Here is a 26,270-nt window from a genome sequence, read left to right on the forward strand (position 1 = left end):
CAGCAGTTGTACTTTGATGGTGTGGTTGGGAGAATAGACTTCAAGTGGTCGGTTCCGGTCTTTGCCGGAGACCAGCGTTGAAACACAAAAAGTAATGGCCAGTAAGACACGAAAAGCCTTCATAGGATCGGGTTAATAACTCGGGTTTTATCTTATCGCAATCGATGCAATAGGGCGTTGCCATCGTTTGCAAGACAAAGCAAGCGGGTCCCTTCCGGAAGGAGAATTTATCCAATGAAAATGTAAAGATTTTTCAGGCGCATGAACGATCAACCAACTATAGATCAATCACTTGCTCCAAATCAGTCGGCTGAAAAATATAAATGAATTGTAAACGAAAATGAACCTATAGCGCGCGTATCTCCATGATCTTTTGCTCAAACTCATCGTTTGGAACGATGGATTTACTTTTGATCCGCGCCTTATAGTTATATATAGTGTTGATGGAGTAATCGAGGATCTTCGCAATTTTTTCCGTGTCGTGTATACCCATGCGGATGAGTGCAAAGATGCGCAGCTCGGTGTTGAGCAGCTGACCATCTTTCAGCACGATGCGATCTTCTTCTTTAAAGAATGAATTGAAGGTGGTAACAAAATCTGGGAAGAGTTTCAGAAATACTTTATCGAAACTGAAATATAGGTCTTCGCGCTCCTTCTTCAGGTTGATGTTATTCACCACGTAACGGATGTCGTCATACTTCTTCGTCATCAGCTTGGTATCGATGGCCTGTTTGAACGCCTGTATCTTTACCAGGTACTCGGAGTTGATGTTGAAGTAATAACCGATATACTCTTCCTTGATCTTGTTGGCTTCCATCAGGTGATTGTTAACCTGCTGCAGCATGTTGTTGGCTTCCTGCAAACCGGCATTGGCTCGTTTGATGTTCTCATCCGCTTCTTTCAGTTTTTTGAATTGCTTGTAAATGATCACTGCGAATGATACCGTAATGGCCGAGAGCACCGTAATCAGTATAGCATATACAAACAACAACCTGCGCTGCCGCTCTACGGTGTTGAGCTTGTTGCCTTCAATGATCGGAAATATAGCGGCCACCTGTATTTTGCGATGGCGCGCACCGTAAAAGTTGGCATCGTCCATCGCGAGCTTTACATAATCGTACGCCCGAAGTACATCTCCTTTTTTATACAGGAGTTCCGCCAGGTTTAGTATAGCGAGTGTTTCTTTGGTAGATGACCGGTTATCTGCCTTCGAAGCTTCTATCAGCATGTTGATCGCATCATCCATGCGACCTACCTGCTGAAAGATATAGCCCAAGGTACTCGCGGCTATCGCCAGTGTACCGTCTGATATACCGGGCGTTGCGAGCACATGTTCGAGATCGGCCGTGGCGGCCGGGTAATTATCCATGCGCAGGTACTTCATGGCACGCAGCGAATAGTAATCGTGCGAACTCTTGTTGCACAACATGAGTGCTGAATCTATATAGCGATTGCCGAGTTGCGTGTAGCGCTCGGTGAAATATTGGTCGCGGTTAAAATCCACAAGATCATAATACGTGCGGGCAATCACCCCGTAGTAATTGATCTTCATACTGTCTGACAGATATTTTTGTTTTACTGTGAGCAGCGAATCGAGCGCTTCGTTAAACATGCCGGACGAGAGCAGTATAAATCCAAGTTTTACTTTGGCGGAGGCAATTTTAGAAGGATCGCCCAGGCGATAGGCCTCCCGTTGCAGCTTGCGCACATATACAAAAGCAGAGTCGTAGGTAAACGTTTTATACTCTTCGCATAACCGCACGTAGAGAAAATAGCGATTGGCTGCAGTGGCGTTCTTCAATTCGGCTTTCAGGTGGTTGATGCGCTCGTTCTTTTGGCGCACATAATCTTCGCGGTGTTGCAGTATATCGTCAAGCTCCTGCAGGCGTTTGTCCGTGCCCGAGTCGGCCAGCACACAGGTAGTTGCCAGTAAAAATCCGAGAAGAAACCCTAATCGCATGGTAGTAGGTATATAACAAAAGTAAAAGCCATTAAAATACGAATTTTAATGGCTTGCTGAAATGACCTTACAGCGTATAAATCGCCTTAGAAAAAACCGGTTGCTCCCGGAGATTTTGATCGTTCAACAAAAGTTTCGCGAACACGCACCGATGTGTTGAAGTATGGTATCCAGATGGCAGCCACTAACAAACTTTTAAAAACGTTAAGGTATAATTCGTTGCGTACGGAAGCCTCCGGGCCACTACTAAGACCTATACAGGCTGTTAAAATGGTAATAGCAAGATTAAGTCCGTAGAATATCATGATGAGTTTTGGCAGCGATGTTCTTCGCTGATAAAAGAGTACCACTACCAGGATTGAAAAAATAACACCGGCAGTTCTCAGAATTATTTCTATCACCCTGAGCGCGATGATAACATAGTTTTTGGATGCAACCAGCATGACCCATACACCTTCATTGAGAGGAGAAGCATTACTTATGAAAAGAAAATAGAACAATGCCAAGGGTGAAAACGTGATACCTATCCCGACCAGCACGAGCCATCCTCCTATCGGCTGACCTTCTGACCAGGGCAATTCAGGCTCCGGATCATATCCACGGTATATTCGTAGTCCAAAATTTGCTGAAATAATCAATACCAATACAGCTAAACCGATCACCAGGTTGTTGTGCGAACCACCACCACTGCTGGCAATTGATTTATCGTAGGTTAAATTATAACCAAGGTTGCGCATCATTACAGTATGATCTTCTACAAACTGAGGCACATCACTGGCCGGTATATAATCCTGCAGTGTTTTGTAGTCGGTATCAATCACTAACTCGCGCTTTGCATCATTATACGATATACTATAGATATAGCTATAGAACGGAGATTCAATTACCTTACTATCGATAGCGGCATTCCACGACTCCGGTAATTTTACCCGTATCTTCTGATTAAAATTAAGCGGATAGGTAAGATAGTAGGGTCCTGTGCGCGTAGTTGATTTTGAAACATTGAAATATGTTTCGAGTGTCATAGCATATAGCTCGCCATATAATTTTTCCGTCTTGCCTTCGGTTGTTTTCCAGAAGGACGGAATTCTATAGCTCTCCTTTATAGTAAAAATATTTTCTGCGCGGTTATCTTCTATCAACAGCGTGTCTTCTGCAACAATGTCCGGGTAAAGATTTGAATAGAAGCTGATGTAACCCTTTTGCATCGTTGCTATACTGTTGCTAGCAAACGTACTGCGTTGCGTATCTGCTTCATCACCGCTATAGGTAGTGCGTATAGACAAGAGTGCATAACCGGTTCCCGCTTCCTTTATTTCAATGGTCTGTTCTTCATCGACAGAAGATTCAGTCGGCTTTGGCAGCTCAATCAAATCGGTCTGTCCATCGCGAATAACCAGTCCTTTACCATAAGCCGGAAAATAATAATGTCCCAATGTGCCTCCCTGATTATTAATAGTAGGATCGATATAAAATGTATCGCCCTGGTATATAATCTGTACAACACAATGATTGAATAATGTATTGGAAGGAAGATAATCCGATATATGACCACGAAGTGTTGTATTCACCAGCATCGGATATGCCTCAACACCATATATATTCAAGATCGTGCTTAGCAAAAGCGACTTATCCTTGCAATCGCCAAAGCGTTGTTCAAAAATCTTTAATGGCGGATGAGGCTTGTGCGAATTAAGTCCCGACTCAAACCCGAGGTATCGCACTTCATCCTGCACAAAGCGTATAGCCTTGTGCACGACAGAGTCACCGCTGACATTACCAAACATTTCGTTCACCTTTACCTTCAGCTGATTTTTCTCTGCATCCTGTATCCTGAAATGTTTTTGTGCCCATGATGCCACATCACTCCACTTATCAAAATCCGAAAGCAATATATACCGGTATGGATCATACCAGCCTGGCAGATTATTATCGATTGTCAATTCTTTTGTATCGTTCAGCGTCCAGGTATACTCTGTCATGGATCCTGATGAGCGTGTTACCGGGCTCACTTCACCGTTGCCATATTTTATATTCAGCTTGTGCGATGCGGGCGTGAGTAAACGATAGATCAGTTCTTTCGTTGGCACCGAATAGTCCAGGTATACCTGGTTGGTATAGTGTCCGTCAAACACCGGGTTGTAACCTTTTACCGAATAAGCAAACTCCACAACATCGCCTTCGCGTATATCCTGCAGGTTGATCACAGCCGAAAGCGAACCATCATAAAGATAGCGGTCCATGCTCTGCTCACGCTGCATGGTACGTATGGCTGATTGCGAAAGCTTATTAATAACCTGCCCCTTGCGATATACCACTACCTTGTGAAAAGTGAGTTTCTCGTAGGCAGGATCGAACGTAGCCGTTATATCCGACATCTCCTGCACGCCTTCGCTGGTGAGTATCTTGTAAGCATGATGTTTGAAATATACCTGCTCGGCTATATTCTCCTGGCGATCGAGCAACAGGTAATACGAACTCCCGGAGCTCTTGGCATCAGTTGTAACCGTCAGGTCGGGTTCATGCGGGGCTACCCAGGACGGGATAGGTTTTATCTGCACTTGCTGTGCACTGGCATGCAACGAAAAAAGTATAAAAATGCTGGCAATGACTCTGCCCACATATAGCGTTCTCATCAGGTAAGGATTAAAGGCGAAAGATATAGTTTTCTGTTGGTTCGATAAAAGGCAACTGCATTGGTAAAGTATGCAATTGTACCATTTTGTGGAAAATATACACAGCTTATGCATTACCCTATCCGGGATTATGTAGAAAATTGTCGGCAGCAACCTATCCACAAATGGCATAATTTTATTATTATCCGAGCAGGAATGCATCGAAAATGAGTGAACCTTGGAGACCGAAGAAATACCTGATCAAAATTGCCAAAGTACTGGGGTGGTTTATCCTCTCGGTGGTTATTCTTCTGTTAACTGTTTCCCTGCTCATCCAGGTGCCTGCTGTGCAAAGAAGAATTGTAGCAGAAGCCGTTGGATTTTTAAAAAACAAGATCGGCACCGAAGTGCGACTTGCGCATGTGAGTCTTTCGTTTCCGAAGAAAGTAGTGCTCGAAGGACTTTACTTGGAAGACCAGCACCGGGATACGCTGCTATATATAGGCAAGCTCGCCATTGATACCGATCTGTGGGGACTAACGCAAAAGAAAATCGAGCTTAATCAGATACAGCTCGACACACTCCATGCCACTATTCATCGCTCACCCAACGACAGCGCTTTTAACTTTACCTATATCGTTGAGGCCTTTACCAGTAAGGATACCGTTGCAGCGCCAACGGATACAACAACAACACCCTGGGAATTTTCACTGGAAGATCTGGCGATAACACAAGCGCGAGTAGCCTTTCGTGATTCATTGGAGAAAAATGATGTGCAAGCATCGTTAGGAGAATTAACTGTTGCAATCGATGAGTTCTATCTGAATCGCTCTGTGATTCATGCTGACGAGATTGCTCTGAAAAATGTCAGAGCCTCCGTTGTACAACAGCCTGCTGTTAATGATAGTATTGATTCTATACCCGATACAACCTCAAACGGAACTCCATGGAGCATAGGATTCAACGCTATAGCCCTGCAAACTGTAAAAGCCCGCTATAGCAACGAGACTTCACGACAAAATATACTGGCAGATATAGCAGAAGCTCATGTAGAAGCTGAGAAGTTCGATCTGAATGAACAGATCATACAGCTCCGGGAATTTTCATTACAACGATCGTTCATTGCTTACCATCAGGGGTCTAACAAAAATCAAACTGCCACCAAGGCTACACCGGATACAACTTTTGTACAGCCCTGGTATATATCCCTGAATAGAGTCGATCTTACGGATAACAGTTTACAGTACTATGATTTCAATCAGCCTGCAATAACACAGGGTATAGACTTCAATCACCTCTGGCTTACACAATGTACGTTGCAGGCCGAAGATCTTGCGCTGAAAGGCTCAGACGTATCGGGAGAGATTAAAGAGCTCGTGTTACAAGAACGCAGCGGCTTTAGTGTAGCATCGTTCAAAACATTATTCGCACTTACCGGCCGTTCTGTTACTATAGAAAAATTTCATTTCAACACACCCACCAGTACGGTTAACCTGGAGGCGCGCGCAACGTTTCCATCACTCGAGACATTAGCGGAGCAATACGCCGATGCAACGGTACAGCTGGATATGCATGAATCTTCTGTGCTGTTAAAAGATATACTATATTTTGTACCAACGCTGCTGGACAGTCTCCCGATAGCGGCTTCGCCCCAAACACGCATAGCTGCTCACCTTTCGTGTTCCGGCTCTGTGAAAGACCTTACGCTGAAAGAACTTCATCTTCAAACATTAACCAGCACACAACTGGACGCTCACGGTACGCTGAAAGGATTACCGGATATAGACAAGACGCAAATGAACTTGTCACTACAAAAGTTTTATACAACCTCGCACGATATAGCCAGTATACTTCCTGATACACTCCTGCCCAAGTCCATTGCACTTCCTCAATGGATCAATCTTACCGGCAATGCAACAGGTACACTAAACGCACCGGAGGCCAAAGTATATCTTACCAGCAACATAGGCGCTATAGATGCACGGGGGAAAATGAATTTCAATAAAACGGCTCGTGAAAATTATGACGCGCACGTAGCCGTAAAGAAACTGGATATAGGCAAACTGCTGCGCGATACTACTATGGGCACCTTAGCGCTGGAGGCTTCCGCCAAAGGCGCAGGCTTTCGTATGGAAGCTATAAATGCAAAAGTAAATTTGCTGGTGAAAGAATTTAGCTATAATCATTATACCTATCGGGATCTGACGGTTGATGGAACATTGAAGAAATACTTCTTTTCCGGTGATGCGAAGATGCACGATAAAAATCTGGATCTCACGCTGAAGGGAGATCTTAATTACAGCGAAGATATACCGCTCTATAAATTTACCTTCAACCTGATCAATGCCGACTTCAAAGCGCTGCATCTTACCGAACGGCCACTGCGGGCACGCGGTATACTGGATGTGAACCTGGCAACGTCTGACTTTCGTGTACTGAACGGGCACGTGGATATACGGCACGTTGCTGTATTTAATGGTTCGAAACTATATGCGGTCGATTCTCTTCTCTTTGCTTCGATCGATCAGCAAGGCAAAAGCGAAATCGAAATTCATTCGGATATTTTATCAGGAGAGTTTAAAGGCAACATCAATATATTTAGTCTGCCCGAAGCCCTTCAGCGACATATCAATCATTACTTTGCACTGCACGATTCTGTATTCGATAAACCCGTGGAACCACAAAATTTCGATTTCAACCTCGTTATCAAAAATACTGATCTGCTAACGGAAATCATCTTTCCTGATCTCGAACCTTTTGTACCCGGACAAATTGCCGGTGAGTTTGATAGCGAAGCCAAACGACTATGGCTGGCGGTAAAGCTGGCCAGGATAAACTATGCGGGTCTTCGTATGGACTCGATAGTGTTCGGTATAAATTCGAATGAGCAATCGCTTGACTATACCTTCGAAATGAAAAAGCTTCATTATGATACTCTGCGTATGGAGGCATTGAAGCTGGCAGGGAGTATAATGAACGATTCTATCTATACCCGCTTCACCATTCTGGATTCGTTGCAAAAAGAAAAATATATACTGGGTGGTGTATTCAACAGTTATAAAAATGATTTTCAGTTTCGCTTCCTGCAAGATCAACTGATGCTGAATTATGAGCCGTGGAAAACACCACTCTATAATACACTTCGCTTTACAGGGAACGGTGTAACCCCTAACAATTTTTATATAGCCAAAGGTGATGAGCGCATTCTTTTATTCAAGAAAGAAGACAAAGACTCCACGTTAAATTTATCATTCCATGAAGTGGATATGAAAAACATAACCAGCCTGGTGGAAGGCGCCACACCGCTGAAGGGTATTATTGATGGCGACCTGAACATGGGCTCGGCACAGTCGGCATCGTTTAACACCACACTATATATACATAAGCTGGCTATACTCGATCGTCCGTGGGGCGATCTGTCACTGGCGCTGGGGAAAACAGCAGACGGCCCGTTAAATATAGATCTCCGTGCAGAAGGCAGTAATATGGAACTGGTTGCTGCGGGATATATAACTTCGCAGGAAGAACAACCGAAGATCCATTTTAAAACTTCGTTAACACGCCTTGATCTCGCGGCCATTGAACCCCTTACCATGAAGCAGGTAAAAAATATGAAAGGCTCGCTTACAGGCGAAGTTAAGATTGAAGGCTATACCAGCAAACCTGCTATCGATGGTATACTTACTTTTAAAGAGGCAACGTTTACACCTGCTATTATCGGCAGTAAATTTCTATTGGAGAATGAAAGTATACAGCTTACCGGATCAGGACTCACACTGAGTAAATTCAAAATCAAAGACGACAAGAATAATATTGCTGTGATCGATGGCAGCATCAAGACCACTACGTTCCGTTCTTTCGACCTTGCTCTTACGCTTAATGCTGATGACTTTCAACTTATCAACACTACAGAAGATGATAACGATCTCTTCTATGGCAATGTGCGCATCAATACAAAAGCAAGAATTACCGGCACATCCGATTTTCCGAAAGTACAAATGAACGCGAGCCTCAGCAAAGGCAGCGAGTTCACCTATATTGTTCCGCAAACACAGAAAACAATTCTGGAACAGGAGGGCATCGTAAAGTTTGTTGATCGCGATGCAGAAAAAGATCCGTTCCTCTCTTCGATACAACCGGAAGATACGGTAACATCTAAATTTACCGGTATAGATCTTTCCGCCAACATTGAGCTTACCGATGGAGAAACGTTTAATATCATTGTTGATCCTGCTACGGGCGATAAACTTTCAGTTAAAGGAAATTCAACCTTAACGTTTGGCATCGATGAAACCGGTGATATGGAGTTATCGGGACGGTATGAAATTACGCAGGGTACCTATAATCTTTCGTTCTATAAACTGGTGAAGCGCGAATTCTCTATCGAGAAAGGAAGTACCATTACCTGGTCAGGCGATCTGCTGCAACCGGAAATGAATATACGTGCACTCTACAAAGTAGAAACCTCTCCTATCGACCTGGTGGCCAGTCAGCTTACCTCTTCGAGTGCAGAAGAGTTTAACACCTACCGGCAACGGCTTCCCTTCGAGGTATATCTGATTATAGAAGGAAATTTACTCACACCGGATATACACTTTCAACTGGATATGCCGCAAGACAAACAGAATGCGTTTGGCGGCACTATATATGCCAAGATCAAAGACATTAATACGCGCGAATCGGATCTGAACAAACAGGTATTTGCCTTGTTGATACTGAAGCGCTTTATATCCGATAATCCATTGGAGAGTCAGGGAGGATCAGATATGGCCGCTACGGCCCGCACCAGTGTGAGTCGTATACTGAGTGACCAGCTGAATCGGCTCTCGGAAAATATAAAAGGTGTACAACTTTCGTTTGATGTGAAGTCGTATGAAGATTATACCTCGGGCAGAGCCGAAGGACAAACTGAGTTACAGTTAGGGTTATCAAAATCATTACTCAATAACCGGCTCGTAGTAAAAGTATCGGGCAACGTAGATGTTGAGGGAAATACTTCCAACCAAAGTTCTCTAGGCGACTATATCGGTGATCTTGCGCTGGAGTATAAATTAACCGAGGATGGAAGGCTTCGCATTACCGGTTTCCGGAACAGCAACTATGATATGATTGATGGTGAACTGATCGAGACCGGTGCCGGCATTATATATATCAAGGATTACGATACACTTCGCGAACTTTTTAAAGCCAATGCAAAGCAAAACTGATCTTCGCGGAACATATCGTACATCGTCTCTGTCATACCTTCTGCTCACAACGGTATGGCTGCTGGTTTCCTGCACGGGTACAAAATATCTGAAAGAAGATGAAGTATTCTATAACGGAGCCGAGATCAACTTCGAAACTCCGGAGAGTCGCGTAGGCCGCAAGAAGATATTGCGTAAAGAGTTGCAAACCTATATCAACCCCAAGCCCAACGGGCGTTTACTGAAGGCGCGTCCCGGTGTATGGTTCTACTATATAGCTGGCACACCAAAAAAGAAAAAGGGAGGGTTACGAAATTTTATACGCAACAAGCTGGGCGCACCACCGGTGTTTATGAAAGAGACTACACCCGACCGCACGGCTAAAATACTGGAAGGACAACTGCACAACGAAGGTTATTTTCGCTCTACGGTGAGCCAGGAAACGATCATCAAAGGAAAGGAAGGCAAAGTAATATATACCGTACAGCTATACCGGCCGTTCCGCTTGCGTAGTATACAATACCCGCAACCAAAAGATAGTATATATAAAGCTATACTTCAGTCGCTGCAACAGGAATCGCTGCTGGATACCGGTCAACGTTTTGATGTGGAGCGCATGCAGGCTGAGCAGATGCGCATAGAAGAAGTAGTAGAGAACTATGGCTTCTATTACTTCGACAACCGCTATCTCGTATTTGAAGCCGACAGCACTGTAGGTAAACGAAAAGTAGATCTTACGCTGAAGCTTGAAAAAGATATACCCCCGCGCGCGCGCAGAATATATCATCTCGATCAGATTCGGGTATTCCCGAATTATAGTTTATCTACTGACAGTATACAAACCACCAAAGCCGATACTACTGCCATCAACGGCTACGATTATATTGATGATAAACATGCGTTCCGCCCGGAGATCATTACCGATGTGATCAACCTGAAGAAAGGACACATTTACAGTCGCGAGGCACAAGAACTTACGCTTACACACCTGATGGGATTGGGTGCATTCAAATTTGTGAATGTAAAATTCATGGAGTCTCCGCGAAAAGATTCTTCCATGCTGGATGCCAATATATACCTTACCCCCCTCAGGAAGAAGTCGCTGCGAGCAGAAGTGCAGGCTGTTTCCAAATCGAATAACTTTGTCGGGCCAGGTGTAGCCTTCACGTTTACCAACCGGAATTTTTTGCGCGGTGCTGAATTATTCCAGTTGAAATTAAATACATCATACGAATCGCAGATCAGCCGGCAGGTGTCCGGTGCATTAAATTCTTTTGAGGCAGGGCTCGAGTCGAGTCTTACTATACCGCGTTTTATATCGCCCATCAGGATCAATTATAATTCAAGTCGCTATTTACCCAAGACACAATTCAAGATCGGTTTCAATTTGCAGAATCGCGTGAGCTTCTTCCGTATCAACTCCTTCAATGCCGGCTACGGGTATAACTGGAAGGAAAGTATATCGAAATCGCACGAGCTTTTCCCTATTGATATAAACTTTGTTCGCACCGATAAAAAATCAGCAGCGTTTGAAGCATTGCTCGCCAGCAACAGTGTACTCGCCAGTTCGTTCGAAGATCAGTTTATCATTGGCACGCGTTACTCGTATACACTCAACACACAGCTCTCCGAGAGCATGGCATTGAAATATGAAGAGAAGAAATACCGCGAACATAATTTTTATCTTAACGGAACTATAGATGTAGCCGGTAACCTGCTTAACACCGTACAGAAAACAATTAAAAAAGGTGAAGAGCCTTACGAAATATTCAACTCACCATACTCACAATATATACGGGGAGATATAGACTTTCGCTATTACTGGCAACTGGATGCGCACAACAAAATTGCCACGCGCATTGTTACCGGTATAGGCTATGCCTACGGTAATTCTACTACGATGCCCTATATCAAGCAGTTTGCCATTGGCGGATCGAATAGTATACGGGCATTTCCGGCACGCTCTATCGGTCCGGGTTCGTATGATGTGCGCAGCGATCCGGCACGCAACAATTCTTTGTTTGTAGATCAGCGTGGTGATATGAAACTGGAAGGCAATGCAGAGTTTCGCTTCGATCTGATCAAGTCGATGAAAGGTGCATTGTTTGTAGATGCCGGTAACATCTGGCTGCTGCGCAACGACTCCACCCGCGCAGGCGGACAATTTCATCGCGACACCTTTCTGAAACAACTGGCCGTAGGCACCGGAGCCGGTCTGCGATTTGATTTCAGTTTCTTTATACTTCGGTTGGATGTAGCCTTTCCATTGCGCAGACCAAACGAAGGCTGGGTAACAAAAGATATAGATCTAGGCAGCTCGCGATGGAGAGGTAATAACCTGGTGTTTAATATAGCGATTGGATATCCATTCTAGGGTTAGCCGTTATCGGTTAAACGTATTTAAAAAAGCTGCTGGCTTCTGGCTACTAGCTGCTGGAGGTGTGCCGGAATGGAAGTGTGTATTTATACTGCAACATTCGTTAATCGATGTTCCTTATCCCGTTAATAATTATCCGAAAGAGTAAAAGGCACAGTTAACAAATAGAGAAATTAAATATCGAACAAGGAACACCGATTAACGAATGGCGAAGTATAAAAAGTCTGGAAGACAGAAGTCCGAAATCACTTCCCACTCACGATTAACTATTAACAGCTAACGGCTAGCGCCTACTCCAATAGCTTAATAAAGTATCCTCCCACTACGCTTCTCGCCTGAAAGCCTACTTGTTTGCCATCGGTGGTTTCGTGCCAGTCGCTGAGCGGAACCCGGGTTGGAGTTTGCGTGGCGTATTTATATATAGGCGATATGAGTGCTTTGAAATCATTGGGGTTATCAGCAAGCGTTGCTGTCCAGATAATCCAGTCAGATTTAGTATAGGTCTTGCGACTATCCAGCGGTAAACCAAATTTATTCTGTTTGCCTAAGTAGTATTTGATCTCCTTTTTATACACCGATGTTGGGAATAAATTCAGTTGAAGTAATTTATCCCATGCTAAATTATACTTCTGGCTCCACGTGCCCGGTTTGCCAAAAGCTAATGTATAGTGATCGCCATCATCCGCCAGGGCAATCCATCGTTTTGCAAAGTCTTCCGCTACCTTCCTGTATTTGGAGGCTGTATCTTTTTCACCAAGCATGTCGGCAAGCATCGCATAGGCTCCTATACCTACAATCGCTTTTACGGAGAGGTTGGCATTGCGCGCGAGGTGTCCGGCAAAATCATCGGTACATAATTGATTGGCCGGATCAAATCCGTCTTTCTCCAGGAACTGTACCCATTGCGTAAGCGTCTGCCAATGGAGTTTGGCGTAATTAGCATTTCCTTCGCGCTTCGCTATAGCGGCTGTAAGGATGATCATGTTACCCGATTCTTCCACCGGCATATCTTCACCATATACCTGTGCGCTAACCACCGGATACGTACCCAGATCATGTGCAGCCCACGGCTTCTTCCATTTACCACTTTCGCTATAGTAAAATATACCATTGAGCATACCCTTCAGTAAATCCGGATTATATACCAGGAACAATGGCGCAGACGGGTAGGTAACATCTACTGTATTGATACACCCGTTGCTATAATTCTCTTTCGACAGAAAGAGTATATCTCCCTGCGGACTTTTTACCAGCTTGTGCGCTGCTATAGCCTGGCGATAGGCTAACGCACAAAGTTTTGCATACTCCTCTCCACCTGCCTGCGTGGCACGGGTATATAATCCCTGATCAAATGTTGTGCATAGTTTTATCAGCGAAGGATAATCCTGCAACGCCAGCGTGAGTTGTTTCTCTATAGTTTGCAACGCATCCTGCCGCCACCACGGACGCAGGTTCTCTCCAAAGTATTGTATCGCATATATATCATCGTATCCCACCAGGAACAATTGCTCTTTTACTTCACTGCCAATTTGCCCCAGCGGTACCGTTGTACTGAGCGTAAGATTTTTTCCTTCCACCGTATGTTGAGTACTGTTTGCTTTACCGGAAGTAAATACCGCTGCTCCTTCTTCGGCCGTTGTTATACTTTGCTGTGCCTGCGCGGATAGTGGTACAGCTATATAGCTATATCCCCAGTCGATGCGCAAGTCATCGCCCTTCTTGGCCAGCACGGGTTGCTCTTTTGTACCGGCTTTTAATATAGATAGTTTGTCGGTAGTATAGTGTTGCGCTACTACATCCTGTACCGGCAGGTTGGTAGCTAACGCGGTAGATGCTCCGAAATATACCTCTACGTTGTGACTGGCTCCGTCATTCGCTTTTACTTTATAAGATATATAGGAAACCGGCCGCGAGAGTATAGCAAGATCATTCATCAGCAGAGGCGATGTAAAGGTGAGTGTAACATCTGCCTTACCGCAGGTAAATTCATAACGCGTTTGCGTAGCCGAAATATATACCTGCTTCTGCTGCGCCTGTACTATATCTGCTTTTTTCTGCACCACAGGCTCTTGTACCAAACCCGCATCCAGCCATGCGCCTCCTCCTGTGTTCTCTACATGTATCGCCAGTATATTTTCACCTTTCTTCAATAATTTTCGGGCGGCAGCATCCAGTGGAAAGTATTGAAACTTGTTGAGCCACCCGGCATAGCGGTACACCTGCTGACCATTAATATATACCTCGGCATTGTCATCGTGCTGCAGTTTCAATAAAAGATTGTTTAAATCCGTTTGCTCCAATGTAAATGTTCTCCTAATCCAGAGATCGCGCGAAAGCCAGAGTGTGTTGGATACACCCTTACTATCGCCAAAGGGAGCCTTGCCGATTTTCCAGGCCTGGTCATCAAACGCAGGTTTCATCCAGTCGGCAGCGGGTGTTGCTTCAGTATATTTACTTTCATAGGCTGTTTCATCAGAAGCTGGCAAAACCGTCTGGTATACTTTAGCGCTATTCCCCAACACGCGGTATACTGTGCCATCTACCTTTACCAGGCCGGTAAGCGATTGGTCTTGTCCTGTCCAGTGTTTGGTGGGTGATGCGTTGAGTTGATCGGTAAACGACCACACACTAAAATAAGGATCGTGTATAATAAGCGGATAAGCCGGTGCTTTTTCCATTTGTGCGTATAGCCCGGCCGGGATCAATAAAAAAAGAAGTAATGCGAGTGTCACTTTATTATTGACACTCATACGGATATATACATTGCTCAGGGTCATGGTTGTGGGGGATATAGTAAACCTGAAATAAAATTATTTGCGAAGCTCGTTCCGAACGTAAGGAAAACAAACCACACATTGAGTTTCTGTTTGGAAATTAGAGTGTAATCATGAAAATTAGAAACCGTTTATAAATTTATTAAACTAAATACCGGCTCTCCAGAAACTTTTACCTATGCGCAGCGTTCTTACAAGAAGTTTACAGGTAAATATTTAAAAAATATTCATGCAATGCCCCTGGCCTTCCGGGGGCATTTTTGCGTATAACACCCAATTAAAACTAAAACCAAAAACAAAAGCCATGAAAAGAATCGCCTTTTTAACACTTGCATTCGCAACTATGCTTACGGCAGCATTTGCGCAAGACAAACCTGCCAGCCCTAAAGCAGAAACAGCCGGCAAGATCGGTGCTGCCAATGTAAAGATCGTTTACTGCCAGCCATCTGCCCGTGGTCGTAAAATTATGGGTGGCCTCGTTCCATTCGGTGAAGTATGGAGAACCGGTGCCAACGAAGCTACTACTATAGAAGTAGACAAGCCGGTAAAGATTGAAGGTAAAGATTTAGCGGCCGGTAAATATTCGCTCTTTACTATACCTGGCGAAAATGAATGGACCATTATTGTTAACAAAGAAGCAAAACAATGGGGTGCTTACAATTATAAAAGTGCGGATGATGTTTTTCGTGTAGCAGTAAAACCTGGCAAGACTCCTGCTTTTGTTGAGACCTTTGTTATTGCGGTTGAAAAAGACCAAGTGGTAATGAAATGGGAAAATACTTCCGTTGCTTTTAAAGTAAAGGGCTAGATCTTAGAAAAATTTACAAGAACTTTGTGCCACTGCTCTCGCGGTGGCACAACTTTTTTTAACGCACCGAGGCTAGTATATTTCGTCCGTTAAGAACCCGAAATGCAAAAGATTCTTGGCCGCTATGACCGTGTTGATCTGCCCGAACTGGGCCTTCAGAATATTCATGCTAAAATTGATACCGGTGCTTTTACTTCCAGCCTGCATTGTTCCAAAGCCGATATAGTAAACGGAAATTTAGAATTTGTACTCTTAGATGAAGAACATCCTGAATTTACAGGCATGAAATTTATCTTCCCCCACTTTGAAGTAAGAGATATAAAAAATTCTTTTGGTGAAAGTGAGCGCAGATTCGTTATTGTTACAACATTAAAAATTTTTAACGAAGAAATAATAACAGAATTTTCACTGAGCAACCGGGGTTCACTTAAATTTCCGATCTTAATAGGACGAAAGATCTTGCGCGACCGTTTTGTCATAGATGTAAAGAAAAAGAACCTCTCTTATAAAGAGAAAAGAAAATTGCAACGTGCCCTGAAACAAAACAAAGGTTAGACGCTCGTATGAACATTGCTATACTTTCACGCAACCCTAAATTATACTCCACCCAACGCTTAAAAGAAGCCGGTGAAGCACGCGGTCATACCGTAGAGATCATTGACCACATGAAGTGTGTGCTGTTCATTGAGAAAAAAAATCCCGTGGTGCTATACCAGGGAAGAAAGCTCGATTACTTTGATGCGATCATTCCCCGCATCGGAGCCTCGGTAACATTTTATGGCGCAGCCGTAGTGCGACAGTTTGAGATGATGAAAGTTTTCTCTGCTGTTGAGTCGCAGGCACTGATCCGCTCTCGCGATAAACTTCGCAGCCTGCAGATACTTTCCCGTGCAGGACTCGGTTTACCGAAAACTGTTTTCATGGATTACTCTGCCGATGCAGAAGATGTACTCGAAGCCGTTGGTGGTGCCCCGGTAATTATAAAACTCCTGGAAGGAACACAAGGACTCGGAGTAATGCTGGCCGAAAATAAAAAAGCAGCTCAATCGGTGATCGAAGCGTTTCACGGTGTGCATGCCCGCATCATTGTACAGGAGTTTGTTAAGGAAGCAAAAGGTGCCGACCTCCGTGCATTTGTAGTAGATGGCGAAGTAGTAGGCGCTATGCGCAGACAAGCGAAAGATGGTGAGTTCCGTTCTAACCTGCACCGCGGTGGAGAAGCTACTGTAATAAAACTCAGTCGCGTGGAAAAACATGCTGCTATTACTGCTGCCAAAAAAGTAGGACTTACGGTAGCGGGTGTAGATATGCTCCCTTCCAAACGCGGACCACTCATAATTGAAGTAAATTCATCCCCCGGCCTGGAAGGTATAGAAGCCGCCACCCAGGTAAATATAGCCGACAAGATTATCCGCTTTGTTGAGAAACACGCCCTGAAGAAGAAAATTCAGAAAGACAAAGTAAATGCTTAAAAGCTGCTGGCTTCAGGCTGCTGGATACTAGTTAATAGTGCAGTCGGGTATTCTCCCCTGACCGACTAAAATCTTTCCTATAGAAAATATAACAGTGCAGTCAGGTGCTCCACCTGACTGCCTAAATCTCTGGTATAAATATACTTTGCTATATTTACTCCATGCTCTCTGTGCCTCCTTTGTGTATCGCTGTGTCATTGGGTTTCTTACTCACGCAGAAGTTGGCAATCAGTGGCTACTAATAGTTGTCTTTACTATATTTCCTACCTCTACATCTCCTGCCTTATCGAAGGCTCCGGCTGCATATAGCTCACCGTTGTAAATCGCAAAGGCGTGAATCGATCCATCAGCACCAGCACCTATTGCCTTCCAGCCTGATCCGTCATACAACGCAACTCCATTCGCAGATATACCGGCTGCTTCGCGAAACTCACCACCGGCATACAGTATATTTTCGTGCGAGAAGAGTATATATACGGCTGTCCTTGCCCGGTTTATATAGTAACCAATAGGACTCCCTACCGAAGACCAGCTCTTGCCATCGGTCTCCGCTACCATGGATACATCTTTACCATTCGCGTGACTAAAATATCCGCTTGCGCAAAGTTTATCTTTATTTACTGCCAGGCTTGTAATCGCACCATTGAATATGGCTACACCTGTCCACTGCTTGCCATCCCAACGAAACAGATTTTCTTTTTTGTTATCCGCAGCATCGGTAGAAAATGTACCGCCTGCATATAGTTCACCTTTATATTCTGTAAGTGCGAATACATTATTCGGCAACCCCGTTCCCACTGCGTGCCATGCACTACCATTCCAGCGTGCTATACTTTCTGCCGGTTGTTTACCCGCCTCCGTAAATTCTCCCGCTACATATAGTTCATCCTTATATACACACAAGGCCCGTGCTTCCTGGTTAATGCCTCCTTCCACGCCCGACCATGTTTTACCATTTCCAGCGCGCTATATTTCTTACAGCTATATTTCCGGCTTTATCAAAAAGTCCTGTAGCATACAGTTCATTTTTATATACACACAATGCAGTAATCATCGATCCCTGTATACCATTGCCAACCGGCAGCCATTCTTTTCCATTCCAACGGGCAATGTTAGAAGCTTTCTTGCCTCCGGCAGTTTTAAACGAACCGGCTGCATATAGCTCACCCTGGTATACTACCAGCGCATTAATATTTCCATTACTATCACGTGAAGTTTCATCGTCTCTGATCTGTGGCAATACTTCTTTTTTTACCGGCTCTCCCTGCACACCTCCTCCTACAGGCATCCACTGCGCCTCCGCACTTATTGCTATTACTGACATTGCTATAATCGTTTTTATTTTATTCATACTCCTGTTTTGATTTATAGATGCACATCCGCTGGGAAATCCATAAGGCAAGTATTGAAATTATAACGGAATTGAATATCGAACAAGGAACATCGATTAACGAATGTTAAAGTTGGTGGTGGTAGTGGATGGCACTGAACACTTTTCGCGATTAACGGATAACTGTTAACGATTAACAAGTAACGACTAACCGCCAAAGCCTATAAATGCTTAACTTTCCGTGATTTACTGTATGAAAGAACTGAAGATCGCTGGTACTACTATTCTGCCCGGAGAATTTAAGGAGATCGATATTAACATTGCCCGGCTGCCTTCGCACACGATCATCGATACACCGATCTATGTTTCGCGCGGTCTGGAAGACGGGCCGGTGCTGGCACTGATTGCCGGGATGCATGGCGATGAGATCAATGGTATGGAGATCGTGCGCAGAATACTGGATGGCGGCATGCATCAGCCCAAGCGCGGCACGGTAATTTGCATGCCTATCATTAACATGTATGGATTTCTGAATTACTCGCGCGATGTTCCGGATGGTAAAGATATAAATCGCTCATTCCCGGGTTCGCGTAATGGCTCGCTGGCCAGTCGCGTGGCCTATCATCTTATGCACGAAGTTATACCCGTTATCGACTACGGTATCGACTTTCATACCGGTGGGGCTATGCGCGCCAACTATCCGCAAGTACGCGCTCTGCTTACTGACGATAAAAATATAGAGCTGGCAGAAGCTTTTCATGCACCGTTTACACTCAACTCTCCGTTCCGACCTAATTCCTTGCGTAAGGAAGCCTCCAGGCGTGGTAAATATATTATAGTATATGAAGGTGGTGAATCGCTTCGCTTTGATCAGAACGCCATCAAGGAAGGTATAGCAGGTACGTTGCGCCTGATGAAACACCTCAATATGATCGATGAAGCTCCACAGCCGGATGTTGAAAATAAAGTGATCTGGAGTACTACGTGGATCCGCGCAAAAAATGCGGGGCTCTTTCAAACCAATGTATACTGCGGACAATTAGTGCAGAAGGATGAGTGGGTTGGAACGATTACCGATCCCTTTGGTGAATTTAAAGAGAAAGTTACCGCGCCTGTAACAGGTTACGTAGTAGGACTCAATAATATACCGGTCATCAACGCAGGCGATGCGCTCATGCACATTGGTATGGATAATATGTGCAGACTGGATAATTTCGGAGACTGAGCGCGTGGAAAAATTTCTGGAGCAATACGGATATATAGCCTTGATGATCGGCACTTTTCTGGAAGGAGAAACTTCTATACTGGTAGCATCATCATTAATCCATCATGGATTGTTTGAAGGCCCCTATACAGTGTTCTTTGGATTTGCCGGATCGTTTATCAGCGACTGGCTATACTATACCATCGGTCGGCTTAATGGCAAATATTTTATTGAACGCAGACCGGCACTGAAAGAAAAATTCCAACCGGTGGCGCTCTTCTTCGGAAAACATAAACTGCAGATTCTGTTTACCTACCGGTTTCTCTATGGCTTTCGTATCATCATTCCGTTGATCATTGGTATGAGTCGTGTGCGCCCGCTTCAGTTTTTACTCTATAGTATTATCAGTGGTGTGATATGGGCATCTACTGTAAGTACCATCGGCTATTTTGTAGGAAAGTTCTTCGACCTGAAGACAGATGCTTTTGAAGAAAATATACTGTTGATTGTTCTTGGATTTGCCTGCTTCGGATTAGTTATCGGCTACCTGGTAAAACGCATTACCAGCAAAGAGATTGCCCCACATACACCGGAGTCTTAAGCGTGTTGTTTCAATGAGTTTATAAGCGAAACAAATACACCTTCTTTCAATGAATAGGTAGAAACGCGAATGCGTCTGAAAGCGTGGTGCTCCAGCAGATAACGTATCAGGCAACACGCCACAACGATCATGTCTACACGCATCTCGATCATACCGGGTATAAGCATGCGCTCTGCGCGATTCTTCTGAAGCAGCTCCTGGTATATTTCATAAAATCCTGCCAACGACAAAGGTGTTTCAATCTCCTCTGCCGTTTTATGAATATCGTGTTGAATACAGAATATATCGCTGAGTGTATCAAATGTACCGGACGATCCTATCAGTATCTCCGGATGGTGAATCTTTAACGCATCAAACACGGGCACCAGTGCTTCAGCAAAGTAGGCATCGAGTGCTTCTATCTCGGCTGGTGTTATCGGGTCGTTCTTATGGAACTGTTCGAGCAGTCGCTGCGCGCCTATTTCAAGACTGCGCTTCCAGAAGATAGTATCATTATCGCCAATAATAAACTCAACACTGCCACCTCCTATATCTATGATGAGCGATTTCTCGTGTTCCATGTGCAGCGCAGCTTTTACCCCGAGGTAAATAAATTCCGCCTCCTTGTCGCCAGAAATTATATTAACATCAATATTGGTAAGTGCTTTTATTTTTGATACCACCTCCTCGCTATTGCTCGCATTACGCAACGCACTCGTGCCGAAAGCATATACATGCGTTACGCCCGTGAGCTCAATGGTATTCTTAAAACTTTGCATAGCAAGCAGCGCACGATGGATGCCTGCTTCGGTAATCACTCCCTGGTTGATGCCACCCATACCGATCTTTACTGCCAGTCGCTCGCGTGAAATGATGCGATAACCGCGTTCATCCGCTTCGGCAATCAACAGGTGGAACGTGTTCGTTCCCATGTCAATGATGGCAATTTTACTATTCATGGGTCGTAGGAGGCGCGTGAAGATACTAATTTATTATTCACAGGCAACAGCGAAAGTGCGGTTAGCCGGTACACGTTATTCGTTGCCTGTTATACGTTAGTCGTTAGTCGTCATCCATAAGATCGACTTATGCTATTAACTGATAACGGTTAACGGTTCATGATTATATTTAAGTCAAATTCTTACCCAAGATGGCCAAACGAATAACCCGGGAATCTGCATTGCAGCAAAAGTTCGATGAACTGGAACGTAAAAATCAGGAAGCGCTGACTGGCGGTGGCGAAAAACGCATTGAGCAACAGCGCGCTAAAGGAAAACTTACTGCCCGCGAACGCATTCATGTTTTACTGGACGAGGGTTCTTTCGAAGAACTCGGAAAGTTTGTAATGCACCGCAGCAAAGATTTTGGTCTCGACAAAGAATATTATCTCGGTGATGGTGTAGTGACCGGGTACGGCACTGTAAACGGTAGGCTGGTATATGTGTTCTCGCAAGACTTCACAGTATTTGGCGGTACACTTTCCGAAACACATGCAGAGAAAATTGTAAAGATCATGGACCTGGCCATGAAGAACGGAGCACCGATCATCGGTCTGAACGATTCGGGTGGAGCCCGCATCCAGGAAGGTGTAGTATCACTGGGTGGCTATGCGGATATATTTTACAGAAATACACTTGCATCAGGCGTGATCCCTCAGATCTCTGCCATCATGGGCCCATGCGCTGGAGGCGCAGTATATTCTCCGGCTATCACTGATTTTATTTTCATGGTAGAAAATACATCGTTCATGTTTGTTACCGGGCCAAACGTAGTAAAGACCGTAACACACGAGAACGTAACGGCAGAAGAATTAGGTGGCGCACAAACACACAGCTCCAAGAGTGGCGTTACACATTTTGCCTGCGCAAATGAAATTGAGTGTATTACCTATCTGAAGAAATTACTCAGCTATATTCCGCAGAACTGCGAAGACGAGGCACCACGGTTGCCCTATACTGCCGGCAACGAAAAACGCGAAGTACTCAACAACATTATACCTGCCAACCCGAACCAACCGTATGATATGCGCGAGGTTATCAACGAAGTGGTAGATGAAGGAAGCTTCTTTGAAGTACATAAGAATTTTGCTGAAAATATAGTAGTGGGCTTTGCCCGTATAGCAGGTCGCAGTATTGGTGTTGTAGGCAACCAACCCGCATCACTTGCAGGTGTATTGGATATAAACTCCAGCGTAAAAGGTGCGCGCTTTGTTCGCTTCTGCGATTGCTTTAATATACCGCTGCTGGTGTTTGAAGATGTACCCGGATTTTTACCCGGCACTGACCAGGAGTGGCATGGTATAATTACCAACGGAGCAAAATTACTCTTCGCATTTTCGGAAGCTACCGTGCCGCGCGTTACGGTTATCACGCGCAAAGCCTACGGTGGTGCATACGATGTGATGAACTCCAAACATATAGGGGCCGACCTGAACTATGCATGGCCTACTGCCGAGATTGCCGTGATGGGTGCCAAAGGTGCATCGGAGATTATATTCAAGAAAGAAATTGCCGAAGCAAGCAGTCCCGAAGCCAAGCTTAATGAGAAGATCGATGAATATACCGTGAAGTTTGCCAACCCCTATCGCGCAGCACACCGCGGCTATATAGATGAAGTTATATACCCTGACCAGACTCGCGAAAAACTGATCCGTGCATTTGCCATGCTGGAAAACAAAGTAGCCAAACTCCCCAGGAAAAAACACAGTAACATTCCACTATAAGAGAGTATAACAACACTATATATTTCGTTTAACGCTTAGTACATCGAACCAAGACATTGAACCATTAACCTGAAACATAATGACCACCCGCAGAAAATTTATTCAACTCTCCGCACTGGGTGCATCGTTCTTACCCTTTAGCAAGAGCTTTGCAAAAAGCGCGGCCCCGCAGAAGCCGATCGTTCTTTCTACCTGGAACTTCGGTCTTGCTGCCAATGTAGAAGCCTGGAAAATTCTATCATCCGGAGGAAGAGCATTGGATGCTGTTGAAGCCGGAGCACGTGTACCGGAAGGTGATCCAAAAGAAACATCCGTAGGACTTGGCGGATTACCCGATCGTGATGGTCACGTTACACTCGATGCGTGCATCATGGATGAGAACGGCAACTGTGGTTCTGTACTTTTTCTGGAACACATCGTTCATCCTATATCTGTAGCGCGTAAGGTGATGGAAAAAACTCCGCACGTTATACTCGCAGGCGAAGGCGCATTACAGTTCGCATTAGCGAACGGATTTAAAAAAGAAAAACTGCTTACAAAAGAATCGGAGAAAGCATGGAAAGAGTGGTTGAAGAAAGCTGAGTATAAACCGATCGCCAATATAGAAAATCATGACACGATCGGTATCATCGCATTAGATGCAAACGGAAATCTCTCCGGAGCATGTACTACCAGTGGCATGGCCTATAAAATGCATGGTCGCGTGGGCGACTCTCCTATTATAGGTGCTGGACTATATGTCGATAACGAAGTAGGTGCTGCTACCTCTACCGGTGTAGGCGAAGAAGTAATTCGTATAGTGGGATGTCACCTGGTAGTAGAGTTGATGCGCCAGGGTAATTCTCCACAAGATGCGTGTAGGCTGGCCGTTGAACGCATTTTGAAAAAGAGTCCGGAGAAAGCCAAACAGGTACAGGTTGGATTTTTAGCCCTGAACAAACAAGGTGAATACGGAGCATACTGCCTGCAGAAAGGATTTACGTATGCGGTGCATACTTCGGCAGGGAATAATCTGTACGATGGCACGAGCCACTTTTAGTGAGTCGTCAAACGTTATTCGTTAATAGTTATTCCGTTATTCCGTTATTCGGGTAACAGTGTGATGTGATGTCGGGGGGAACACTCGATACGCTTTAGCAGAAAGTATATACTATATATATCATCACACACCAACGAGTAACTGCTAACGAGTAACGGTTAAACAATAACAGAAAAGCCCGGATCTCTCCGGGCTTTTGCTTTCTCAATTTATCTGATAAACAAACTACTAGTAAACTACTTTACTCAGGCTTGTGATCACAGCACCGAGACGTACTGCTTCAAATATACGTTCTTCTTTTGCACCGAGCTCGATCAGTGATGCTTCGTGCGACTTCACGCACATCTCGCAACCATTCACAGCACTTACCGCCAGACTTATCAGTTCAAAGAACTCTTTACCGGTTACAGGGCGCCCCATGATGTTCATCTTGATGCGGGCCGGTATCTCGTTATACTTTTCTTTGTTTACAAAGTGACGGAAGCGATAGAACACATTGTTCGCACTCAACAGCGATGAACACGCTACAGCTTCAGCGATCTCTTCAGGCGAAGCACCTTCCTGACGCGCATTGTCGGCAAAGAATTCACGAAGTATTCTATTCGTGGCATTCACAGCTAATGCAACACCAAGCAGCGCGATCTCCTTCTTCGAAAGATAGTCACTCTCGAAAGAGTTTTTGAAGTTTAGTTTCAGATCCGCGAGGTAACGTGACTTACCTTCTTCAAGCAAGTCGAGCGAATAGGTACTGTAATCCTTCTCTAACTTCAGGAAGTCGAGAAACTCCTGCGTGCTTTCTGAATATGTTATAGTTGATTCCATTACAAACTATACTTTCAATGTCTCTTTACCTTTTTCCCAATTGCAAGGGCAAAGCTCATCTGTTTGAAGTGCATCTAACACGCGGATAACTTCTTTCACGTTACGACCTACGTTCAGGTCATAGATACTTACCCAACGGATAACACCTTGTGGATCGATGATGAACGTTGCGCGGTAAGCGATCTTTTCATTTGGTTCAAGTATACCCAGTTCTTCAGCCAGTGATTTAGAAGTATCAGCCAGCATCGGGAATTTCAGATCGCGGAGATCATCGTGATTTTTTCTCCACGCCAGGTGAACGAACTCGGAGTCAGTAGAAGCACCGATCAGGTTCGCGCTGCGATCACGGAACTCACCATAATTTTTATTGAACTCAGCAATTTCAGTAGGGCAAACAAAAGTGAAATCTTTCGGCCACCAGAACATTACAGTCCAACGACCCTCTTCATTTACGAAGTCTTCTGAACTGATATCAAAAAATTCTTTTCCTTTTTCCAACGATACAACAGCAGCCTTCTTGAACGCAGGGAAGGGCTGACCAACAGAAAGAATACCTTTACTCATAAGATTTTAAAATTGTTTGTTTGTGAATAGCACAAAAATATATTTGCAATTGATATAAACCACATCAATATTACTTATTAATGTATTGGTAATATTTATTACACCGATTTAACGATATTTGCAATCGAATGAACTTGCAACAATTAGAATATATAGTAGCACTTGATATACATCGTAATCACGTGAAGGCTGCTGAACATTGTCATGTAACGCAGCCAACACTGAGCATGATGGTAAAAAAACTGGAAGACGAACTGGATGTAAAAATCTTTCAGAAAGGTGTGCCGCTCAAGCCTACACCTTCCGGTGAGATCATCATTAGTCGCGCGAGGCAGATATTGCAAGAGGTAAAGAACCTGAAGGAATTTATTCGCAGTGAAAAAGATTCGATCGAAGGAGAATTCAGGTTAGGAGTAATTCCGACACTCGCCCCCTATTTACTCCCGCGTTTTCTCAATGAGTTTTTACAAAAACATCCCGGCACATCGTTTACCGTGATGGAGCTGCAAACGCACGAGATCATCAATTACCTGAAAACCAATAGGCTGGACGTTGCTATACTCGTTACTCCTCTCGATGACAAGGAGATTCGCGAGATCCCCATCTTCTACGAACCTATACTGCTATATACCAGCGAAAGCCAGAAGTATTACCAGCAAGATCGCATCAACCTCAAAACTCTCACGTACGACAACCTGCTGATGCTGGAAGAAGGTCACTGCTTTCGCGGCCAGGTAGAAAATTTGTGCTCTGCAAAAAATAAAAAAGCACATCATCAACTCAACTACCAGAGTGGTTCCTTCGAAACACTCAAAGC

At 44.4% G+C, this 26,270-nt stretch carries 18 protein-coding genes; 10 read left to right on the forward strand and 8 right to left on the reverse strand.

Translation table 11 applies throughout. The features are described 5' to 3' along the window. Positions 1-346 precede the first annotated feature (346 nt). Both VIN08_RS28020 and VIN08_RS28025 read right to left on the reverse strand, forming a co-directional pair. Positions 347-1,960: a DUF6377 domain-containing protein gene (locus tag VIN08_RS28020; RefSeq protein WP_331972970.1), complete on the reverse strand. Its 1,614-nt coding sequence runs from the start codon at positions 1,958-1,960 to the stop codon at positions 347-349. An 86-nt stretch (positions 1,961-2,046) separates the two neighbouring features. Continuing rightward, positions 2,047-4,596, reverse strand: a complete 2,550-nt coding sequence (locus tag VIN08_RS28025) for a DUF3857 domain-containing protein (protein WP_331972971.1) — start codon at positions 4,594-4,596, stop codon at positions 2,047-2,049. A 206-nt stretch (positions 4,597-4,802) separates the two neighbouring features. On the opposite strand from VIN08_RS28025, the gene VIN08_RS28030 reads away from it, so the two are divergent. Together VIN08_RS28030 and VIN08_RS28035 are read left to right on the forward strand one after the other, a co-directional pair. Continuing rightward, the gene (locus tag VIN08_RS28030; protein WP_331972973.1) at positions 4,803-9,782 is read left to right on the forward strand and encodes a translocation/assembly module TamB domain-containing protein; all 4,980 of its coding nucleotides are present in this window, start codon (positions 4,803-4,805) and stop codon (positions 9,780-9,782) included. Beyond that, positions 9,766-12,135, forward strand: coding sequence for a BamA/TamA family outer membrane protein (locus VIN08_RS28035; RefSeq protein WP_331972975.1), 2,370 nt, complete (start codon positions 9,766-9,768; stop codon positions 12,133-12,135). The genes VIN08_RS28030 and VIN08_RS28035 overlap by 17 nt, the downstream gene beginning before the upstream one ends. A gap of 293 nt (positions 12,136-12,428) precedes the next feature. On the opposite strand, the gene VIN08_RS28040 is transcribed toward VIN08_RS28035, so the two are convergent. After that, entirely contained in the window at positions 12,429-14,915 is a 2,487-nt protein-coding gene (locus VIN08_RS28040; protein ID WP_331972977.1) for a glutaminase family protein, read from the reverse strand. A gap of 301 nt (positions 14,916-15,216) precedes the next feature. Here VIN08_RS28040 and VIN08_RS28045 point away from each other — a divergent pair, with 301 nt between their 5' ends. From VIN08_RS28045 to rimK, 3 genes are all read left to right on the forward strand, one after another. Next, positions 15,217-15,720, forward strand: coding sequence for a DUF2911 domain-containing protein (locus VIN08_RS28045; RefSeq protein WP_331972979.1), 504 nt, complete (start codon positions 15,217-15,219; stop codon positions 15,718-15,720). A 102-nt stretch (positions 15,721-15,822) separates the two neighbouring features. Continuing rightward, positions 15,823-16,275 (forward strand): ATP-dependent zinc protease, encoded by a 453-nt coding sequence (locus VIN08_RS28050; protein ID WP_331972981.1) that lies wholly within the window; start codon positions 15,823-15,825, stop codon positions 16,273-16,275. Positions 16,276-16,283: 8 nt separating this feature from the next. Further along, on the forward strand, positions 16,284-17,192 hold the full coding sequence (gene rimK / locus VIN08_RS28055; RefSeq protein WP_331972983.1) for a 30S ribosomal protein S6--L-glutamate ligase: 909 nt from the start codon (positions 16,284-16,286) through the stop codon (positions 17,190-17,192). Between the two features lie 228 nt (positions 17,193-17,420). Here the strand turns inward: rimK and VIN08_RS28060 are convergent, their stop codons facing one another. Together VIN08_RS28060 and VIN08_RS28065 are read right to left on the reverse strand one after the other, a co-directional pair. Further along, the gene (locus VIN08_RS28060) at positions 17,421-18,128 is read right to left on the reverse strand and encodes a hypothetical protein (RefSeq protein ID WP_331972985.1); all 708 of its coding nucleotides are present in this window, start codon (positions 18,126-18,128) and stop codon (positions 17,421-17,423) included. A gap of 13 nt (positions 18,129-18,141) precedes the next feature. Next, a complete protein-coding gene (locus VIN08_RS28065) occupies positions 18,142-18,543 on the reverse strand; it encodes a hypothetical protein (RefSeq protein WP_331972987.1) in 402 nt (133 codons plus the stop codon). 232 nt (positions 18,544-18,775) lie between these two features. Between VIN08_RS28065 and VIN08_RS28070 the strand changes: the two genes are divergently transcribed. Then, positions 18,776-19,747, forward strand: coding sequence for a succinylglutamate desuccinylase/aspartoacylase family protein (locus tag VIN08_RS28070; protein ID WP_331972989.1), 972 nt, complete (start codon positions 18,776-18,778; stop codon positions 19,745-19,747). A gap of 4 nt (positions 19,748-19,751) precedes the next feature. Then, positions 19,752-20,327, forward strand: a complete 576-nt coding sequence (locus VIN08_RS28075; RefSeq protein WP_331972991.1) for a DedA family protein — start codon at positions 19,752-19,754, stop codon at positions 20,325-20,327. Here VIN08_RS28075 and VIN08_RS28080 read toward each other — a convergent pair. After that, positions 20,324-21,265 carry an exopolyphosphatase gene (locus VIN08_RS28080; RefSeq protein WP_331972993.1) on the reverse strand — a complete coding sequence of 314 codons (942 nt, stop codon included), beginning with the start codon at positions 21,263-21,265 and terminating at the stop codon, positions 20,324-20,326. The genes VIN08_RS28075 and VIN08_RS28080 overlap by 4 nt on opposite strands. 191 nt (positions 21,266-21,456) lie before the next feature. On the opposite strand from VIN08_RS28080, the gene VIN08_RS28085 reads away from it, so the two are divergent. Together VIN08_RS28085 and VIN08_RS28090 are read left to right on the forward strand one after the other, a co-directional pair. Further along, on the forward strand, positions 21,457-23,028 hold the full coding sequence (locus VIN08_RS28085) for an acyl-CoA carboxylase subunit beta (RefSeq protein WP_331972995.1): 1,572 nt from the start codon (positions 21,457-21,459) through the stop codon (positions 23,026-23,028). Positions 23,029-23,107: 79 nt separating this feature from the next. Then, entirely contained in the window at positions 23,108-24,067 is a 960-nt protein-coding gene (locus VIN08_RS28090; RefSeq protein WP_331972997.1) for a N(4)-(beta-N-acetylglucosaminyl)-L-asparaginase, read from the forward strand. Between the two features lie 228 nt (positions 24,068-24,295). On the opposite strand, the gene VIN08_RS28095 is transcribed toward VIN08_RS28090, so the two are convergent. Together VIN08_RS28095 and VIN08_RS28100 are read right to left on the reverse strand one after the other, a co-directional pair. Beyond that, positions 24,296-24,889: a carboxymuconolactone decarboxylase family protein gene (locus tag VIN08_RS28095; protein ID WP_331972999.1), complete on the reverse strand. Its 594-nt coding sequence runs from the start codon at positions 24,887-24,889 to the stop codon at positions 24,296-24,298. 6 nt (positions 24,890-24,895) lie between these two features. Continuing rightward, positions 24,896-25,441 (reverse strand): peroxiredoxin, encoded by a 546-nt coding sequence (locus VIN08_RS28100; RefSeq protein ID WP_414693323.1) that lies wholly within the window; start codon positions 25,439-25,441, stop codon positions 24,896-24,898. Positions 25,442-25,581: 140 nt separating this feature from the next. On the opposite strand from VIN08_RS28100, the gene VIN08_RS28105 reads away from it, so the two are divergent. Then, on the forward strand, positions 25,582-26,270 hold a 689-nt coding region (locus VIN08_RS28105; RefSeq protein ID WP_331973003.1), incomplete at its 3' end, for a LysR substrate-binding domain-containing protein.

Source organism: Ohtaekwangia sp. (assembly GCF_036568665.1).
Taxonomy (GTDB): Bacteria; Bacteroidota; Bacteroidia; order Cytophagales; family Cyclobacteriaceae; genus Ohtaekwangia.